Annotated in this window: 20 protein-coding genes; 11 read left to right on the top strand and 9 right to left on the bottom strand. The window is 63.5% G+C overall.

Features of this window, described 5'->3' with window-relative positions; genetic code table 11:
• Positions 1–51: 51 nt before the first annotated feature.
• On the top strand, positions 52–261 hold the full coding sequence (locus ABIB99_RS29710; protein ID WP_354178902.1) for a hypothetical protein: 210 nt from the start codon (positions 52–54) through the stop codon (positions 259–261).
• 51 nt (positions 262–312) lie between these two features.
• Here the strand turns inward: ABIB99_RS29710 and ABIB99_RS29705 are convergent, their stop codons facing one another.
• Positions 313–828 (bottom strand): hypothetical protein, encoded by a 516-nt coding sequence (locus ABIB99_RS29705; RefSeq protein ID WP_354178900.1) that lies wholly within the window; start codon positions 826–828, stop codon positions 313–315.
• 166 nt (positions 829–994) lie between these two features.
• Between ABIB99_RS29705 and ABIB99_RS29700 the strand changes: the two genes are divergently transcribed.
• Complete coding sequence (locus ABIB99_RS29700) at positions 995–1,294, top strand: DUF1330 domain-containing protein (protein ID WP_354178898.1); 300 nt, start codon at positions 995–997, stop codon at positions 1,292–1,294.
• 10 nt (positions 1,295–1,304) lie between these two features.
• On the opposite strand, the gene ABIB99_RS29695 is transcribed toward ABIB99_RS29700, so the two are convergent.
• Together ABIB99_RS29695 and ABIB99_RS29690 are read right to left on the bottom strand one after the other, a co-directional pair.
• Complete coding sequence (locus tag ABIB99_RS29695) at positions 1,305–1,565, bottom strand: hypothetical protein (RefSeq protein WP_085402929.1); 261 nt, start codon at positions 1,563–1,565, stop codon at positions 1,305–1,307.
• 49 nt (positions 1,566–1,614) lie between these two features.
• The gene (locus ABIB99_RS29690) at positions 1,615–1,896 is read right to left on the bottom strand and encodes a hypothetical protein (protein WP_063980388.1); all 282 of its coding nucleotides are present in this window, start codon (positions 1,894–1,896) and stop codon (positions 1,615–1,617) included.
• Between the two features lie 166 nt (positions 1,897–2,062).
• Between ABIB99_RS29690 and ABIB99_RS29685 the strand changes: the two genes are divergently transcribed.
• Entirely contained in the window at positions 2,063–2,461 is a 399-nt protein-coding gene (locus tag ABIB99_RS29685) for a metallopeptidase family protein (RefSeq protein ID WP_354178895.1), read from the top strand.
• 4 nt (positions 2,462–2,465) lie between these two features.
• On the opposite strand, the gene ABIB99_RS29680 is transcribed toward ABIB99_RS29685, so the two are convergent.
• Positions 2,466–3,269, bottom strand: coding sequence for a helix-turn-helix transcriptional regulator (locus ABIB99_RS29680; RefSeq protein ID WP_354179012.1), 804 nt, complete (start codon positions 3,267–3,269; stop codon positions 2,466–2,468).
• Between the two features lie 99 nt (positions 3,270–3,368).
• Between ABIB99_RS29680 and ABIB99_RS29675 the strand changes: the two genes are divergently transcribed.
• From ABIB99_RS29675 to ABIB99_RS29660, 4 genes are all read left to right on the top strand, one after another.
• Positions 3,369–3,938, top strand: a complete 570-nt coding sequence (locus ABIB99_RS29675) for a pyridoxamine 5'-phosphate oxidase family protein (RefSeq protein WP_354178893.1) — start codon at positions 3,369–3,371, stop codon at positions 3,936–3,938.
• A gap of 106 nt (positions 3,939–4,044) precedes the next feature.
• The gene (gene leuD, locus ABIB99_RS29670; RefSeq protein WP_014490662.1) at positions 4,045–4,650 is read left to right on the top strand and encodes a 3-isopropylmalate dehydratase small subunit; all 606 of its coding nucleotides are present in this window, start codon (positions 4,045–4,047) and stop codon (positions 4,648–4,650) included.
• An 80-nt stretch (positions 4,651–4,730) separates the two neighbouring features.
• Complete coding sequence (locus ABIB99_RS29665) at positions 4,731–5,516, top strand: glycosyltransferase family 32 protein (protein ID WP_354113492.1); 786 nt, start codon at positions 4,731–4,733, stop codon at positions 5,514–5,516.
• 291 nt (positions 5,517–5,807) lie between these two features.
• The gene (locus ABIB99_RS29660; protein WP_354178890.1) at positions 5,808–6,227 is read left to right on the top strand and encodes a hypothetical protein; all 420 of its coding nucleotides are present in this window, start codon (positions 5,808–5,810) and stop codon (positions 6,225–6,227) included.
• A 22-nt stretch (positions 6,228–6,249) separates the two neighbouring features.
• On the opposite strand, the gene ABIB99_RS29655 is transcribed toward ABIB99_RS29660, so the two are convergent.
• Entirely contained in the window at positions 6,250–7,941 is a 1,692-nt protein-coding gene (locus ABIB99_RS29655) for a caspase family protein (protein WP_354178888.1), read from the bottom strand.
• Between the two features lie 424 nt (positions 7,942–8,365).
• On the opposite strand from ABIB99_RS29655, the gene ABIB99_RS29650 reads away from it, so the two are divergent.
• Positions 8,366–9,166, top strand: coding sequence for a Crp/Fnr family transcriptional regulator (locus tag ABIB99_RS29650; RefSeq protein ID WP_354179010.1), 801 nt, complete (start codon positions 8,366–8,368; stop codon positions 9,164–9,166).
• A gap of 116 nt (positions 9,167–9,282) precedes the next feature.
• On the opposite strand, the gene ABIB99_RS29645 is transcribed toward ABIB99_RS29650, so the two are convergent.
• Positions 9,283–10,164 (bottom strand): HpcH/HpaI aldolase/citrate lyase family protein, encoded by an 882-nt coding sequence (locus tag ABIB99_RS29645; protein ID WP_354178886.1) that lies wholly within the window; start codon positions 10,162–10,164, stop codon positions 9,283–9,285.
• Positions 10,165–10,333: 169 nt separating this feature from the next.
• Here ABIB99_RS29645 and ABIB99_RS29640 point away from each other — a divergent pair, with 169 nt between their 5' ends.
• The gene (locus ABIB99_RS29640; RefSeq protein ID WP_063980379.1) at positions 10,334–10,978 is read left to right on the top strand and encodes a carbonic anhydrase; all 645 of its coding nucleotides are present in this window, start codon (positions 10,334–10,336) and stop codon (positions 10,976–10,978) included.
• A 104-nt stretch (positions 10,979–11,082) separates the two neighbouring features.
• On the opposite strand, the gene ABIB99_RS29635 is transcribed toward ABIB99_RS29640, so the two are convergent.
• Positions 11,083–12,117: an aspartate-semialdehyde dehydrogenase gene (locus tag ABIB99_RS29635; RefSeq protein WP_354178883.1), complete on the bottom strand. Its 1,035-nt coding sequence runs from the start codon at positions 12,115–12,117 to the stop codon at positions 11,083–11,085.
• Between the two features lie 116 nt (positions 12,118–12,233).
• On the opposite strand from ABIB99_RS29635, the gene ABIB99_RS29630 reads away from it, so the two are divergent.
• Positions 12,234–13,022 (top strand): hypothetical protein, encoded by a 789-nt coding sequence (locus ABIB99_RS29630; protein WP_135213885.1) that lies wholly within the window; start codon positions 12,234–12,236, stop codon positions 13,020–13,022.
• Between the two features lie 157 nt (positions 13,023–13,179).
• Positions 13,180–13,566: a hypothetical protein gene (locus ABIB99_RS29625; RefSeq protein ID WP_193560867.1), complete on the top strand. Its 387-nt coding sequence runs from the start codon at positions 13,180–13,182 to the stop codon at positions 13,564–13,566.
• A 73-nt stretch (positions 13,567–13,639) separates the two neighbouring features.
• On the opposite strand, the gene ABIB99_RS29620 is transcribed toward ABIB99_RS29625, so the two are convergent.
• Positions 13,640–14,278 carry a DapH/DapD/GlmU-related protein gene (locus ABIB99_RS29620; RefSeq protein ID WP_135213887.1) on the bottom strand — a complete coding sequence of 213 codons (639 nt, stop codon included), beginning with the start codon at positions 14,276–14,278 and terminating at the stop codon, positions 13,640–13,642.
• Between the two features lie 141 nt (positions 14,279–14,419).
• Positions 14,420–15,532 carry a 3-isopropylmalate dehydrogenase gene (gene leuB / locus ABIB99_RS29615; RefSeq protein WP_071908678.1) on the bottom strand — a complete coding sequence of 371 codons (1,113 nt, stop codon included), beginning with the start codon at positions 15,530–15,532 and terminating at the stop codon, positions 14,420–14,422.
• Positions 15,533–15,642 lie beyond the last annotated feature (110 nt).

Below are 15,642 nucleotides of genomic sequence, written 5' to 3'. Positions count from 1 at the left end.
TCGGCATCGCCGACACTGCGTCCTCGCGACGGTTTCGCGAGGACGCGCGCCATGGCCAACAAGCCTGAATATGTCGATCTGATCAGCGCTGCGACGCGCCAGCACCGGCGGCGCGCAACGCCCTTGCCCATCGTCGCCAAGCCCGAGGTCGAGGAGACCTCGAAGCTCAGCCGCTGGCCGCCGGCGATGATCAAGCAGTGGAAGCTCGAGAACCTGACGCGGTGGACGCCGGCGTCGTGGAAGCTGAAGGATTGGCTCTAGGCCACACGAACAAAGGGCGCCGTCGCGGCGCCCTTTTCATTTCGATCGCGATTACCAATAGCGGTACGGATAGTGCCAGCGATGCCACCGGCAGACGCGGCGCGGACCGTAATAGGTCCAGATCACCCGGCAGCGGCGCGGATAGTTGTAGTAGGGATAGTAGCCGCCGTAATAATAGCGCCGGTGGAAGTGGCGATAGCCGTAATGCGGGCGATAGATCCCGTAGCGATGAAACCCGCCATAGTGGCGAAATCCGCCGTAGCGATAGCCGCCACCATGAAAGGCGGGTGCGGCGCGGAAGCCGCCGATATGGCCGCCGTGAAAGCCACCGCCGCGGAAACCGCCGCCGCCATGGAAGCCGCCACCATGTCCACCGCCGCCACCACCATGACGGACCTGCGTGATCATGTCGTCGCTTGCAGCCTTCGCCGCCGGCAACGGCGTCGGATTGATCGGTGTCATCGCTTCGGCACGTTGTGCAGTCCCGGCCGACAGCATCAGCGTGGCAACGGCCGCAAGCCCGAGCAAGCGTATCGGGCTTGTCCGAGCATCCAAGACCCGCAGCATGGAATTCTCCCTGAATCTGAACGGCAGCATTGCGGCGCAGCGTCGCTCGCATCGCTGTTCAATTGCAGTCGCTCCCAAGATTAAATTAGGGACAGCGACGTGAACGCCTTGTGAATGAACAAGCTTCCTGCCGAGGCGCCGTGCCACGACAAAAGGAATTCGAAAGATGACCGTCTACGCGATCGCGCAATTGAAGATGACGGACCGCGCGGCCTATGACCGCTATCAGGCGCGGTTTTTCGACGTGTTCAGAAAGTACAATGGACGGCTGCTCGCCGCCGACGAGCAGCCGCGCGTGCTCGAGGGCCCGTGGCCATTCGACAAGCTCGTCATGATGTCGTTTCCCGACGAGGCCGCATTCCTCGCCTTCTCGAATTCACCGGACTACGAAGAGATCTCGCGCGATCGCAAGGCGGGCGCGCAGGCAACCGTGCTGCTGGTCAGGGGATTCGCGACGGCGGGCTAACGCGACGGCGTCACCACCACGGCCCGTAGCCGAACACGAAGGGTGCCGGCACGCCGTAGGGATAGGGACGGTAGTAGACGGGCCGCGCGTAATAATGCGGATCATGGGGCGCTGAGCGCCGCGCAACGTCATGGTGTCTTGCGTGCCGTCTCGCATCGAAAATCGCTGTCCCGGCCGAGGCATCCGACTTCGTCACACTCTGCGCGGTTGAAGCGCGAGGCAAACCCGCTGCGAGCCCGGCGACAACGGCCAATGCAATCCATCTCGTCATGACGAACTCCGCCCTCAAGATGCGGGCATCACGCGGCCGTTGAGGCGCGTCAGCCCCGCCGCCAGTAGCAGCTCATATGCGGCACGATCACCGTGCCGCTCGGCCGATATTCCTGCACATAGGTGGCGTTGCACTCGCGGACCGCATCGGGACCCGGATAGTAGCGCGGATAGACGCCGTCCGGAGCGTAGTAGGGCGTGACGCGCAGCCGGGCGGGCGGGCGCCTGCGCGGCGGAGGAACGTCGTCTGGCGAGGCCGCCTGGGCCAGCCTGACACCGGCGCCGGCCGTCTGGGCTTCCGCACCAACGCAAAATTGCGAAAACAACCCCATGCAAAGTAGAACCAGTATTGCTGTTCCCGCCCGCATCGCACCACCACCCACCTGAGCTATCCCCTTGAGGCGCCGTACGCTCCCCGTTTTCGCGCGCGGCGTCAACTCTTCGTAGCCTTCTATAAAGCCGGATGCATCGCCACGGAACCCGCGCTAAGAAAAGCCCATGTGGACGGAATTGAAAGCCCCCTCGCTGGCCGAGATGGAAACGACGGCGCATGACATCTTCGAGCGCCTGCCGGCGGAATTTCGCGGCCTCTGTGAGGGCGTGATCCTCCGTGTCGACGACTTCCCGACCGAGGAAGTGATGGACGAGATGGATTGCGAGAGCGAGTTCGACCTGCTCGGCCTGTTCCAGGGCGTCGGCCTGCCCCAGCAGAGCCTGGGCGATGTGGCGCGGCTGCCCAACATGGTCTGGCTCTACCGCCGGCCGATCCTGGATTACTGGGCCGAGCACGACGAGAGCCTCGGCCACATCGTCCGCCACGTCCTGATCCACGAGATCGGCCACCATTTCGGCCTCTCGGACGACGATATGGCCGCGATTGAGGCTCAGCCGGAGTAGGACGTCATCGGTTGCGTATGGTTGGCGCAGCGAGAAGCATCGTCAGTCGATAGTCGGACCAGCCCGCGAGAGACAGCGACACCTGCTGATAGTGCAGCAGTCCCATGGTCGGATGATCGAACGCACGCTCGCCGCCTTCGCGTGCCAGGACCCCCTGCGTCTCCCAGCAGCGTTCGAAGTCGGGGCTTCCAACTCTCAGTTCCTCGACGAGCCGGCGAATGTCCGGATCGTCGGAATAGGCTGTAACAGCGGCGCGGAATTCTGCGACGACGCGTTGCGCGCGTGAGGTCCAGTCGAGGATCAGTGTTCGCGCCTCGGGCCTGAGGAAGATGTAGCGCAGAAGATTTTTTTCGCCGTCAGCATCGAGCCATCCGGCAAACAACCGGGACGCTTTCGCATTCCAACGGCGCGCGCCCCATGTGCGATCGAGAATGTAGGCCGGCCCATCGATCGCATCGACGCAGGCCAGCACCTCCTCAGGCGGATCATCGCTGTGGCCGGGACGCTCGGGATCGCGCTTGCCCCCAACTTCGAACAGATAGCTGCGCTCCGCTCGTGACAGGCGCAATCCGCGTGCGAGGCGCGCAAGTGTCGAAGCCGAGACGGAGACATCGCGACCCTGCTCGATCCACGTGTACCAGGTGACGCTCAATCCGCAGAGCTGAGCGACCTCCTCGCGCCGGAGGCCGGGCGTGCGCCGCCGTGCTCCGGCGGCGAGGCCGAATTCTGCCGGAGACTGGCGCTCCCGGAGCGCGCGCAGGAACGCGCTGAGCGAGAGAGCTGGAGCGATCGGGTCTGGTCCCTTCATGGTGATTTTTATACCAGCATAAAGAACATTCTTAAACGGGTATAATCGGCATGCTAACTCTTTGCCGCTGCGGCGTCGCTGCGGAAAGGACGAACGGGTATGGGCAAGCAATTCGCAAGGATCGAACCCGAGCACAGGGCTTTCATCGAACGGCAGAAGATCTTCTTCGTCGCGAGCGCCCCACCGAAGGGACGCATCAACGTGTCTCCCAAGGGCCTGTCGTCATTCCGGGTGCTGGGAGAGAGCGACGTCGCCTACCTCGATTGCACCGGCAGCGGCAGCGAGACCCGTGCGCATCTGACCGCCTCCGACGACAAGCGGATGACCATCATGTTTTGCGCCTTCGACGGCGCCCCGATGATCCTGCGGCTCTATGGCCAGGCTCGATCGCTCATGCGCGGCACGCCGGAATATTCCGATCTCGTTCCTGACTTCGAGGACATGGCAGGCGCCCGCCAAATCGTGCGCCTCTCGGTCGACCTCGTGCAGACGTCATGCGGTATGGGCGTGCCGCTGTTCGACTACAGACAAGAACGCGGCAGCCTCGTGCGCTACTGGACGGCGCAGGGTGTCAACAATTTGCGAAAATACTGGGGTCTGAAGAACATGAAGAGCATCGACGGCCTGCCGACCGGCTTTGCCCCTGACAGCATGGCTCCGCCAGGCTGAAGACGAACCTCGATTTACGCCCCTTAGGCCTGCCGAATCCGGCCTAGGATTTGTGTGCCAACCGGGCTAAATAGCCCTCCCCTGACTTCAAACCGGGAAGCCTGAAATGGACAAGTTCACCACGCTGGAAGGCGTCGCGGCGCCGCTGAAGATCATCAATGTCGACACCGACATGATCATTCCGAAGCAGTACCTCAAGACCATCAAGCGCACCGGCCTCGGCAAGGGGCTCTTCTCCGAGCAGCGCTACAAGGACGATGGCAGCGAGAATCCGGATTTCGTCCTCAACCAGCCCGCTTATCGCAATTCGAAGGTGCTGGTCGCCGGCGACAATTTCGGCTGCGGCTCGAGCCGCGAGCACGCGCCCTGGGCGCTGCTCGACTTCGGCATCCGCTGCGTGATCTCGACCTCGTTCGGCGACATCTTCTACAACAACTGCTTCAAGAACGGCATTCTGCCGATCCGCGTCTCGCAGGAAGACCTCGACAAGCTGTTCGACGACGCCGAGCGCGGCGCCAATGCGACGCTGACGATCGACCTGCCGAATCAGGAGATCCGCGGCCCCGACGGCGGCAAGGTCAAGTTCGAGATCGACCCGTTCCGCAAGCACTGCCTGATCAACGGCCTCGACGACATCGGCCTGACGATGGAGAAGAAGGCCTCGATCGACACCTACGAGGAAAAGCTCAAGCGCGAACGCGCCTGGGCCTGAGATCGAGCTCCAGTTCGAGCCCCGGTGCTGATAGCGCCGGGGCTTTTTCTTTGTCCTGATTAACCCCTAGACTGACGCGCATGCTGCCCGACATCGTCACCTTCTGGCACGGCCCGATGGACGCACTGCGCCAGACCTGTCTGCGCTCGCAGCTCGCGGCCGGCCACAAGGTCACGGTCTACAGTTTTGACACCATTCCCGGCCTGCCCGCGGGCATCGGGAACGCGGACGCCGAGGCGATCCTGCCGCACGCGTTCTCCGAACGATTGCGACCGCCGCAGCCGGACGGAAGCTGGCGCGACTGGACCACGCTGCAGTTCAGCGACTTCTTCCGCATGAAGCTGATGGCGAAGAACCTCGGCCTCTGGCTCGATGCCGACGTGCTGCTGCTGAAACCCGTCGAGATCGATCCGGCAAAACCCTACTTCGCCTGGGAACGGCCGCGCCAGCTCGGCAATTCCGTGATCTATCTGCCGGCGGAGCACGGCATCGTTTCCGCCTTCGAGGAGCTGATGGAGCAGGAGGAGCTGACGCCGAACTGGCTGTCGGTGCGCCATCGCATCACCTTCATGATGCGTCGCCTGCGCGGGGGCTCGAACCGTCTCTCGGACATTCGCGTCGCAATCTTCGGACCGGCGGCGCTCACCGCGCTCGCGCGCCGCACCGGTGAAATACAGAACGCACTGCCGAAGCAATCGTTCTACGCCGTGCATGCCGAGCCAAAGCTGTTCTTCGATCCCTCAAGCTATCTCGGCCTCGTCACCGACCCCGAGATCATCGGCCTGCACATCTCCCCCAAGGGCCGCGGCGGCGAAAAGCCGATCCCGGGCAGCCTGTATGCGTGGGCGACGGAGCGGTTCGCGTAACTCAGTCCGCTACGCGGCGCTCTCCTGCCCCGGACGTAGCGCAGCACCATAAGCGCGTTCACGCGCGTCTTCGACGCGCTATGGTGATGCGCTGCTGAGCCGGGGCCCAGAGATGCGGCGAGATGGGTCCCGGCTCTGCGGAGCGGCACTTCGCGCCGCACCGCGTCCGGAACACGAAACCAACCACCAACGCGCCACACTCCAACGCTTCCAAATTTGATCCAGCGCAACGCGCCTCTGCACCATTGTGCCTAATCTCGCTCCAATTCCGCCGCCCGAATGGAGCTTTCCATGAGCACCGCAAGCAGGCCTTATCCCATCGTTCAGGACCTCATCGAGTCCTTTGCCGCCTGGCTGAAGCATCGCCGCGAGATGAACGAGATGCGGCAGCTCGATCGCGCCGATTTCGACCGGATCGCGCAAGATCTCAGGATCGCGCCTGACGATCTGGAGGAGCTGGTCCGTCACGGCAAGCACGCTGCCGACGAGCTGCCGAAAATGCTCGAGCAGCTCGGCATCAGCGCAGACAGGCTCGGTCGTGCGCAGCCGCTGCTGCTCCGCGACATGGAGCGCGTCTGCTCGCTCTGCAATCAGAAGGGACAATGCGACCGCGATCTCGCCGAGGGCACCGCCGCGGAGAACTACCACGGCTATTGTGGCAATGCATCGACGCTGGAGTCGCTCGATCGGGCCGACGTCGCCCCGCGCTGACGCGTCGTCGGGATCGAAAAGATCAGATCGTGCCGTTACGCGCGCATGCGTCGCGCTGGGCAAATCCTTTCACGAGCTTTCTGCACGCTCGATAGCGCTCTTCCATACTCGCTCCGCCGGCATGACCCGGAGGGCCAGGTTCGGCCGCGCTCTCTTTCTTGACTGCATGAGCTCGCGACGTTTTATCGCGCTTGGTCGGAGGTTCGGCATCCTCGGGCACCGGCATAAGCTGCCAGACTGGACGAAGCTCGATATTCGCGGTCTCCGACGGATTCTCCTTATTGACGGAAGTCAGGGCAAGGACGTTCTTGTCCAGCTTGGCCGTAACCGGCGTTCCATTGATAGAGAATTTATCGTTCGCAATGAACTCGGCGAACGATTTGTATCCCGCCACATCCTTCACCCATGATTGTTTCGTGGGCGGCCCCCAGAGGTAGTATCCCTTGGCCAAGCCCGTCGCGGAGACCTCCGTGACGATCAGCATGGCGTAGCGCCCCTTGCCATCGGTCCACCCACGCTTGTTGGACCACACGCCGACAAACCTGGAATTGGCGTTGAGTGGATCGTTCTGATCGGACGAGATGGTGAAGCTCGGCAATTCGAGTTGCTGAGCTGCCGCGATGACAGAGATTTTTTTGTTGTCGTCGGGCGTAAATAGATTTCGTACGGCGCGCTTGGCATCAGCCTCCTGGCGTCCGCTCGCATCGGATTTCGGAGCAGCAGCCGGAGATGATAGCGCCGCAACTTCGCTGGCCTTGAGATCCTTGATTCGCTGGCGGGCTTCGACGGCGTGGTCGCTGCGGGGGTATCTGGCGAGAAACTCCTCAAAGAGAGCTGCCACCGTCGACGTTCGGACAGCCTGCCAGAATTTCTCGTCTTCCGCAGGAGCTGCAAGCGCCGGAGTCGATGCTCCTGGCGCCTGAGCGGCGACGGCAGGGGCCTTGAGGTAAATCTCTTCCTTCGACAAGGAGCCATACACGAAAGGCTGCTGTTCGCGCCTGGTTGCCGCCATCACGTCGTCACGAACCCGGCGAAACAGAAACGATATTTCCAGGCCGGGTGTTTCGATGTGGCGAAGCAGCGACGTCGTGAAGGGGCTATTCCGCCCATCGCCGTCGCTCGCCGTGGTGCCGTCCCGGGCGGCATACGCAATCAGGACGTTGTCGGACGGCTCCGTCGGCGCGAGCCCGCGAGCCACGGCCCGGGTGCTCAACGAGCGCTTCATCTTCGCGGCAAAAGGGTTGTTGCGGCACGCGTCAAGTATCACGAGGCCCAACTTCCGTGCCTTCGAAACCTGAAGGCTCACCGAACGCAGGCTGATCGCCTCGCTTTCGGCGTCGGTATCGCTGCGCAGCTCGGCGCTGATTGGGATCAGCCAATTCTCGCCGCCGACTTCCATGCCGTGCCCGGCGTAGAACACGACGGCGATGTCGGACATTTCGGCGGATCGACCGAACTCAACGACGGCCTTCCTCATCTCTTGCGCGGTGGCGTTCCTGACTTGGGTGACCTTGAAATCCAGCCGCTCCAGCGCGCGGCCGATGTCGGCCGCGTCGCGAGTCGGGTTCGGCAACTCGGGCACCTTCTCGTAGGCGCCATTGCCAATGACAAGCGCAACCCGCGCCTGCGCAAGGGCGGGCTGAGCGGACAAAAGCGACATGACGAGAAAGACAGCTGCCCCAAAAAAACGCATCAATAGATTGCCCGAACCCACCAATGGCTTCGAGGGTAGCACCCCTGTTCACCACCGCAACGGGAAAAGCCGAGATCGTGGACTTCGGCGAAACGGCCGTCGTCGGGACGAGCCGACGACAAGCTGCCGACGATGCCGGTGCAGCTCGGCATCGGCGCGGAAGCGCCCGGGCCAGGGCAAACTCACGCGCTGCCGCAACAATCACTGGTCGATCACCACGTGTGGCACCTCGCCCAGTAGCAAAGGGCTTCAATAGTATGATGTATGCAAGGCCCTGTTTGCGCGGCGAGGATGCTGGCAAGGTCTCCGCAATTGTCCGTGCTTGATCTCGACGAATGGCTCTGTTTGGATGGTTGCCCTTCGGCAATTCGAATTCCGGACAATCATGGCAAACGAAATAGATGGTTACCGTCGTTCGTTGGGTGCTCGTTCACCGGAAAGCGCCGTGACCGTCCACCGCACGGGCATCGGGAATCGACTATTGGCGGCGTTGCCGCCGGCGGATCTCGGTTTGCTCACGCCCTACTTCCAGAAGGTCTCGTTCGAACCCGATGCCATCCTGGTGCGGTCGGGCGATGAGCTCGACCCGGTTTATTTTCCCCATAGCGGCGCCATCGCCTTCATGATCGATATGCCGGACGGGCAAACGGTCGCAACCACCTTGATGGGACGGGAAGGCGCTTTGGCCTCGTTCTCCGTGCTCGGCCCGTCGCTGTCATCCGTGACCGCGATTGCTCGGATCGCCGGCACAGCATCGCTGATTTCCGCCGCCAAGTTTCGCGCGGCCTTTGCGCAAAGCGCCGCCATCAGGAACGTCGTGCAAGTCCACGCCCGCGCGGTGTTGTTGCAGCTCCAGCACGTCGCCGCCTGCAACGCGCTGCACCGGGTGGATGGCCGCATGGCGCGGTGGCTCCTGCAGCTTCACGACCGCGTTCCCGATGACCGGCTTCCGATGACGCACGAGGCGCTTGCGCAATTGCTTGGGGTGCGACGGACGACAGTGACCCTGACGATGAGCAAGCTGCGCGATGCCGGCGCCGTCCCGTCCGACCGGCGCGGGTTTGTCGAGATCCATCGGGCGCGGCTCGAGAAGGTCGCATGCGATTGCTATGCGCTCATGCAGCGCAAGATCGATCAGATGTATTGCCAGGAATTGGCGGCGCCGCAGCCTGTCGATGCGCCGTCCCGCGAAAGCGCCATCGTCGCGGGTGACGAATCCAGAGCTGCTTCACGGGCGGGAAAATAGGCGATTGGGACTGACCGCCGCGATGACCGTTTGGGTCACAAGCGGCAGTCCTCTTGACGTCGAGAAGATGTCCGCCTGGCCGGGAAAAGCGGATATCGCTTCTTCGAGTTGACGCCTCAGCCCTTGCTCATCGCTGCGATTGCGTCCGCGATTTCGATCGTGCGCCGCGCCATGTCGGCGTGGAGACGCTCCACCATTGCGCCATCGAGCCGGATCGCGCCGCGCGAGACGTTCTCAGGCAGCTCGAACGCCGCGATGATCTTTCGCGCGCGCGCGACTTCCTCTTCGGGCGGCGTGAAGATCGCGTTGCAGGCCTCGATCTGCGACGGATGGATCAGTGTCTTGCCGTCGAAGCCGAGGTCGCGGCCCTGTGCGCATTCGGTGGCAAAACCGTCGGAATTGGCGATGTCGCTATAGGGGCCGTCGAGGATCTCGAGGCCATGGGCGCGCGTCGCCAGGATGCAATGGGTGATCATCGGGATCATCGCCGCGCGGCCCGGCAGCATCCTGATGCGCGTCTCGCGCGAGATGTCGTTCGGGCCGAACACGAAACCGGAGAGGCGCGTCCTGGGATCGCGGCCCGCGGCGGCCAGCTCCTCGGCGTGAAGCACGGCGCGCGCGGTCTCGATCATCGCCCAGACCTTCACCGTCGGCGCGGCGCCGAGCTCGGCAAGGCGAGCGCCGATCGCCTGGAGATCCTCGATGCTTGAAACTTTTGGAACCAGAATGCCATCAGGCGAGGCCTTGGCGGCCATCGCGACGTCATCGGCCCACCAGGGCGTGTCGAGGCCGTTGGTCCGGATCAGAATCTCGCGCTTGCCGAACCCCTTGTCCGCGATCGCAGCGGCGATGCCGTCACGCGCCACCCCCTTGAGGTCGGGGGCGACGGAATCTTCCAGATCGAGGATCAAGCCGTCAGCGGCGAGATTTCGCGCCTTTTCCAGCGCGCGGGGGTTGGAGCCGGGCATGAACAAATGGCTGCGGCGCGGGCGGGTCATGCGAGCATTCCTTCCAGTTTCCTCGGGTGTATTCTGGAGCATGATCCCGGAAAAATGTGCGGCGGTTTTCCGAAAGGATCATGCTCAAACAACAAGCCAAGCCGATAGCATCTGGCCTGCCTATTCGAAAGGCTTGTTCGCCCCTCTGGTCTATGGTTAGGCATAGGCCATGATCACATTCCCGAAGCATTTGCTGGAAGGCTACAAGGCCTTCGCCACCCAGCGGCTGCCGACCGAGCAGAGCCGCTATCGCGAGCTGTCGGTGAAGGGGCAGTTCCCGGAAGTGATGGTGATCGGCTGCTGCGACAGCCGCGTCTCGCCCGAGGTGATCTTCGACGTCGGCCCGGGCGAACTGTTCGTCGTCCGCAACATCGCCAATCTGGTGCCGGTATATCAGCCCGACGGCAATGCGCACGGCGTCTCCGCGGCGCTCGAATATGCCGTGACGGTGCTGAAGGTGAAGCACATCGTCGTGCTCGGGCACGCGCAATGCGGCGGCATCCGCGCCTTCGTCGACAAGATCGAGCCGCTCACGCCGGGCGACTTCATCGGCAAATGGATGCAGATGTTCATCAAGCCGGGCGAAGTGGTCGAGCAGCGCGACCACGAGACCATGGCGCAGTTCGTCGAGCGCATCGAGAAGGCCGCGGTGTTCCGCAGCCTGGAAAACCTGATGACGTTTCCGTTCGTGCAGAAGGCGGTGGACTCAGGCCAGATGCAGACCCACGGCGCCTATTTCGGCGTGGCGGAGGGATCGCTGTTCGTGCTGGACAAGGTCGCGAAGGAATTCAAGAGCGTGCGCAACGCGGCTTGAATTCGTAGGATGGGCAAAGGCGCAACGCGCCGTGCCCACCATCTTTCCCGATTGAGACCTTGGTGGGCACGCTTCGCTTTGCCCACCCTACGAGATCCCGCTCGTTACGCCGCCTTCTTCTTCGCGCTGATCAGCTTGCGGTTGATCAGCACTTCCGCGATCTGAATGGCGTTGAGCGCCGCGCCCTTGCGCAGATTGTCGGACACGCACCACAGCACGAGGCCGTTCTCCACCGTCGCGTCCTCGCGGATGCGGCTGATATAGGTGGCGTCCTCGCCGGCCGCTTCATACGGCGTGGCGTAGCCGCCGGGCTCCTGCTTGTCGATGACGAGGCAACCCGGCGCCTTGCGCAGGATATCGCGCGCTTCGTCGGCCGTGATCGGATTCTCGAACTCGATGTTGACGGCCTCGGAGTGGCCGACGAACACCGGCACGCGCACGCAGGTCGCGGAGAGCCTGATCTTGGGATCAAGAATCTTCTTGGTCTCCGCCATCATCTTCCACTCTTCCTTGGTGTAGCCGTCCTCCATGAAGACGTCGATCTGGGGGATGACGTTGAAGGCGATGCGCTTGGGGAATTTCTTCGCGATCAGCTCGCTGTTGGTGTAGACGGCCTTGGTCTGCGAGAACAATTCGTCCATCGCATCCTTGCCGGCGCCCGAGACCGATTGATAGGTCGAGACCACGACGCGCTTGATCGTCGCCTTGTCGTGCAGCGGCTTCAGCGCGACCACGAGCTGCGCGGTCGAGCAGTTCGGGTTGGCGATGATGTTCTTCTTCTTGAAGCCCGCCGTCGCGTCCGCGTTCACCTCGGGCACGATCAGCGGCACGTCCGGATCCATGCGCCAGGCGGAGGAATTGTCGATCACGACCGTGCCGGCGGCGCCGATCTTCGGCGACCATTCCTTCGACACCGAGCCGCCCGCCGACATCAGGCAGATATCGACATCGGAGAAGTCGTAGTGCTCGAGCGCTTTGACCTTCAGGGTGCGGTCGCCATAGGAGACCTCGACGCCGACGCTGCGGCGTGACGCCAGGGCCACGACCTCGTCCGCGGGGAATTTGCGCTCATCGAGGATGTTGAGCATTTCCCGTCCGACATTGCCGGTCGCGCCGACGACTGCGACTTTGTAACCCATCGTTCACTCTCCGATGAAAAAGCCCGTTCCTGAAGCTGACGCTTAAACAGGAAGAGCAGCGCTTCTATGCGAGAACCGGCCTCAAGACAACGTTGGACCATGCCTGAAGGCCGTGGATGCAGTCGCCAGAGGCCAGCACGGCCGCAACCCCTACCCAGATCCATCTGGCGCTCGCAGCCCTCGCCGACGAAATCGTCGGCACGCTGGCGCGCCTGTTCGCCTATGTGGGGACGCTGGTCCTGTTTGCCATCCTCGCCCTCGCCGCGCTCGACCAGCTGCCCAGCCTGCGTGACGATGAGCCGGCCGAGAAGCCGGGGTGGAGCGTGGCCGATCGCTCGCAACCGGCGTTCGCCCTCAGTCGGCTCGATTCATCAGAAAAAACAGCCTCTTACGTCATTCTCAGGCATCCCGAAGGCGGCCGTAGGGACGTGATGCGCTGGACCGGCGAGGCGGACAAGCCCGTGGCGGAGCTCGAGATCTACCGCGAAGGCGGCGAATTCGACGTGACCCGCCCGGCGACAGCGGACCTGGCGGTCCACATGGGCCTGGGGGAAGCAACGCCGCTCGAGCAGGCCGGCCTGATCGACACGAAATTCGGTCCCGTCGCCCTGTTCCGGCCCACCGGCACGGCGGAGGCCGCGCGGGCGTGCCTCGGCTACCTCAAGCGCAGCGAGGAGCCGGCGCTCCAGATCTCCGGCTTCTCCTGCCAGGGCGACACCCTGCCCGCCCGGCGCGCGGCGATCGCCTGCACGCTGAACCGGCTGACGCTCCTGACCTCGGGCAACGAGCCGAAGCTGGCGGACTTGTTCGCCCATGCGGAGCTGAAGCGCCGCTCCTGCGCTCCCCAGGGTTCGTCGGACTGGCTGCTGGGCGCGGCGAACGCGCAATTGCGCGGGGCGCTCTAACCGGCATCAAGGTCAAGTGGCTGGTATTGATGCAACTTTTGCCAGCGCGCACGATTATTCCGAGCTGGTGTGACCCAATAGACCTAGTTGCGGCCACCCTTGCCGGGCTAGTATGGGGATGAAATCGATTGGCGGCTTGCCGCCTGAAGGGGACGTGATGAGCTCGAATTTCTCCGCCGCGAACAAACTGGCGATATGGCTTGCGGCCGGCGCCGTGGTTGCCATGTCCTCAGCCCTCGCGACTCCCGCCTCGGCCGACACCAAGAAGCAACGTTACGACAACAGCCGGCCCTATTACGGTCCGAGCGGCCCCAACGCGGTCTATCAGCAGGGCCGCACCCGCCTTTATGTGAGCAAGCGCTCCTGGCTCGACGGCGGCACCGAGGTCAATCCGGGCGACCGCAAGTTCTCCGACTACGCTTTCCCGCCGGCGATCGGCTATCCGACCTTCGCCCGCGAGAACAACAACCGCCCGATCGATCGCCAGCCGCTGAGCACGCCGGCCGACGTCGGCGGTTATCCGCGGAATTTCCCGCTGTACTGAGCGGAATGATCGACCGAATCAAAATGGCCGGGCTCACGCCCGGCCATTTTTGTTTGTGAGAGATACGTCCGCTTCAGGCGTTGGCTGCCGGGTCGTAGCGCCTGCAAAATTCTTCGATCGCCTCGGAGCGGAAATCGCCCAGGCGCTCGAAGATGAGTTCGTCCGGCCAATCCCACCAGGCAATGCGGCGCAGGCTTGCCGCGACCGAATCGTCAAAGCGTTTGCGGATGGCACGCGCGGGAACGCCACCGACGATCGTGTAGGGCTCGACATCGCGGCTAACGACCGCGCCCGCGGCAATCACCGCCCCGTCGCCGACCGTGACGCCCGGCAGCAGGATGGCGGCGTGCCCGATCCAGACATCGTTGCCGACGATGACGCGATCTCCGCGACGATCCGCAAAGAAGTCGCGGTCACGCGTCGCACTCGCCTCGTAATATTCCGGGACATAGGTGAAGCGATGCTGGGACGGACGGCCCATCGGATGATTGGGCGCGCCGATGCGCACCGAATTGGCGATGGCGGTGAATTTTCCGATCACCGCGTCGGCGACCTCACAGTTCTCGCCGAGATAGGAGTAGTCGCCGAGCGCGGCATATTCGATGCGGGTGTTGGCGAGGATTTCGCAGCGGCGCCCGATCTGCGCCTCGCGCTGGCGGACCGTTTCATGGATGATGGTTTCCGCGATCTTGGGGCGGGGCGAGGCATCCATGAGTTGGCTTCCCTGAGGTCGTCGGCAGAGCCGTAGGGTGGGCAAAGGCGCGTAGCGCCGTGCCCACCATCTCCCGGCAATCGCGATCGAAATGGTGGGCTCGCTATCGCTTTGCCCACCCTACGATTGCGGTGTTTGTGGCTACGCGTGCAGCTTCTGCAATTCCTTCAGGATCGCTTCGCCCATCTGCGTGGTCGAGGCGGCCGTGGTGCCTTCCGACTTGATGTCGGCGGTGCGCAGGCCGCTCGCCAGCACCGCGGCGATCGCGGCATCGACCTTGTCGGCGAGATCGCCCATGTCGAAGGAATAGCGCAGCGCCATGCCAAAGGACGAGATCATCGCGATGGGATTCGCGAGGCCCTTTCCGGCGATGTCGGGTGCCGAGCCGTGCACGGGCTCGTACAGCGCCTTGCGCTTCTTGCTCTTCACATCGACCTCACCGAGCGAAGCCGAGGGCAGCATGCCGAGCGACCCCGTCAGCATTGCCGCGATGTCGGAGAGCATGTCGCCGAACAGATTGTCGGTGACGATGACGTCGAACTGCTTCGGCGCCTTCACCAGCATCATGCCGCCGGAATCGGCGAGCTGGTGCTCGAGCGTGACGTCAGGATATTCGCGCTTGTGGACCGCCGTCATGACCTCGTTCCAGAGCACGCCCGACTTCATGACGTTGCGCTTCTCCATCGACGTCACCTTGTTCTTGCGCTTCCTGGCAAGCTCGAAGGCGACGCGGCCGATGCGCTCGATCTCATAGGTGTCGTAGACCTGGGTATCGACGGCACGCTTCTGGCCGTTGCCGAGATCGGTGATGGTTTTGGGCTCGCCGAAATAGACGCCGCCGGTGAGTTCGCGCACGATGACGATGTCGAGACCCTCGACCGCCTCGCGCTTCAGGCTGGAGGCATCGGCCAGCGCCGGATAGCAGACGGCGGGACGGAGGTTGGCGAACAGGGCGAGATCCTTGCGCAGGCGGAGCAGGCCGGCTTCGGGGCGCACCTCGTAAGGAACGGCATCCCACTTCGGGCCGCCGACCGCGCCGAAGATGATGGCGTCGGCGGCCAGCGCCTTGGCCATGTCGCCCTCGGAGATCGACACCTTGTGGGCGTCATAGGCGGAGCCGCCGACGAGTCCGGTATCGGTCTCGAATTTGGCGATCCCTGCCGAATTGAGCCAGTCGATCAGCCGCTTCACCTCGCCCATCACCTCGGGGCCGATACCGTCGCCGGGGAGCAGCAGCAATTTGTGGGTCGCCATGGTCGTTTCCTCTGAGATCGAATTCGGCCGGAGTGCTAGAGCGGCGTTGCGCGCTTGGCAAGACACCATTGCCGCCTCGCGGCTGTGCAAGGCCCGCAGGGCCTGCCACA

Origin of the sequence: Bradyrhizobium sp. LA6.1, assembly GCF_040547805.1 — a bacterium.
GTDB lineage: Bacteria > Pseudomonadota > Alphaproteobacteria > Rhizobiales > Xanthobacteraceae > Bradyrhizobium > Bradyrhizobium barranii.
This window is presented reverse-complemented; position numbering and strand designations above follow the sequence as displayed.

Coding starts and splice junctions, on each gene's coding strand:
- leuD (WP_014490662.1), top strand. CDS start 4,045: ATGGACAAGTTCACCACGCTGGAAGGCGTCGCGGCGCCGCTGAAGATC.
- ABIB99_RS29635 (WP_354178883.1), bottom strand. CDS start 12,117: ATGGGTTACAAAGTCGCAGTCGTCGGCGCGACCGGCAATGTCGGACGG.
- ABIB99_RS29690 (WP_063980388.1), bottom strand. CDS start 1,896: ATGGGGTTGTTTTCGCAATTTTGCGTTGGTGCGGAAGCCCAGACGGCC.
- leuB (WP_071908678.1), bottom strand. CDS start 15,532: ATGGCGACCCACAAATTGCTGCTGCTCCCCGGCGACGGTATCGGCCCC.
- ABIB99_RS29700 (WP_354178898.1), top strand. CDS start 995: ATGACCGTCTACGCGATCGCGCAATTGAAGATGACGGACCGCGCGGCC.
- ABIB99_RS29685 (WP_354178895.1), top strand. CDS start 2,063: ATGTGGACGGAATTGAAAGCCCCCTCGCTGGCCGAGATGGAAACGACG.
- ABIB99_RS29695 (WP_085402929.1), bottom strand. CDS start 1,565: ATGACGAGATGGATTGCATTGGCCGTTGTCGCCGGGCTCGCAGCGGGT.
- ABIB99_RS29680 (WP_354179012.1), bottom strand. CDS start 3,269: ATGAAGGGACCAGACCCGATCGCTCCAGCTCTCTCGCTCAGCGCGTTC.
- ABIB99_RS29710 (WP_354178902.1), top strand. CDS start 52: ATGGCCAACAAGCCTGAATATGTCGATCTGATCAGCGCTGCGACGCGC.
- ABIB99_RS29660 (WP_354178890.1), top strand. CDS start 5,808: ATGAGCACCGCAAGCAGGCCTTATCCCATCGTTCAGGACCTCATCGAG.
- ABIB99_RS29620 (WP_135213887.1), bottom strand. CDS start 14,278: ATGGATGCCTCGCCCCGCCCCAAGATCGCGGAAACCATCATCCATGAA.
- ABIB99_RS29675 (WP_354178893.1), top strand. CDS start 3,369: ATGGGCAAGCAATTCGCAAGGATCGAACCCGAGCACAGGGCTTTCATC.
- ABIB99_RS29705 (WP_354178900.1), bottom strand. CDS start 828: ATGCTGCGGGTCTTGGATGCTCGGACAAGCCCGATACGCTTGCTCGGG.
- ABIB99_RS29640 (WP_063980379.1), top strand. CDS start 10,334: ATGATCACATTCCCGAAGCATTTGCTGGAAGGCTACAAGGCCTTCGCC.
- ABIB99_RS29630 (WP_135213885.1), top strand. CDS start 12,234: ATGCAGTCGCCAGAGGCCAGCACGGCCGCAACCCCTACCCAGATCCAT.
- ABIB99_RS29625 (WP_193560867.1), top strand. CDS start 13,180: ATGAGCTCGAATTTCTCCGCCGCGAACAAACTGGCGATATGGCTTGCG.
- ABIB99_RS29665 (WP_354113492.1), top strand. CDS start 4,731: ATGCTGCCCGACATCGTCACCTTCTGGCACGGCCCGATGGACGCACTG.
- ABIB99_RS29645 (WP_354178886.1), bottom strand. CDS start 10,164: ATGACCCGCCCGCGCCGCAGCCATTTGTTCATGCCCGGCTCCAACCCC.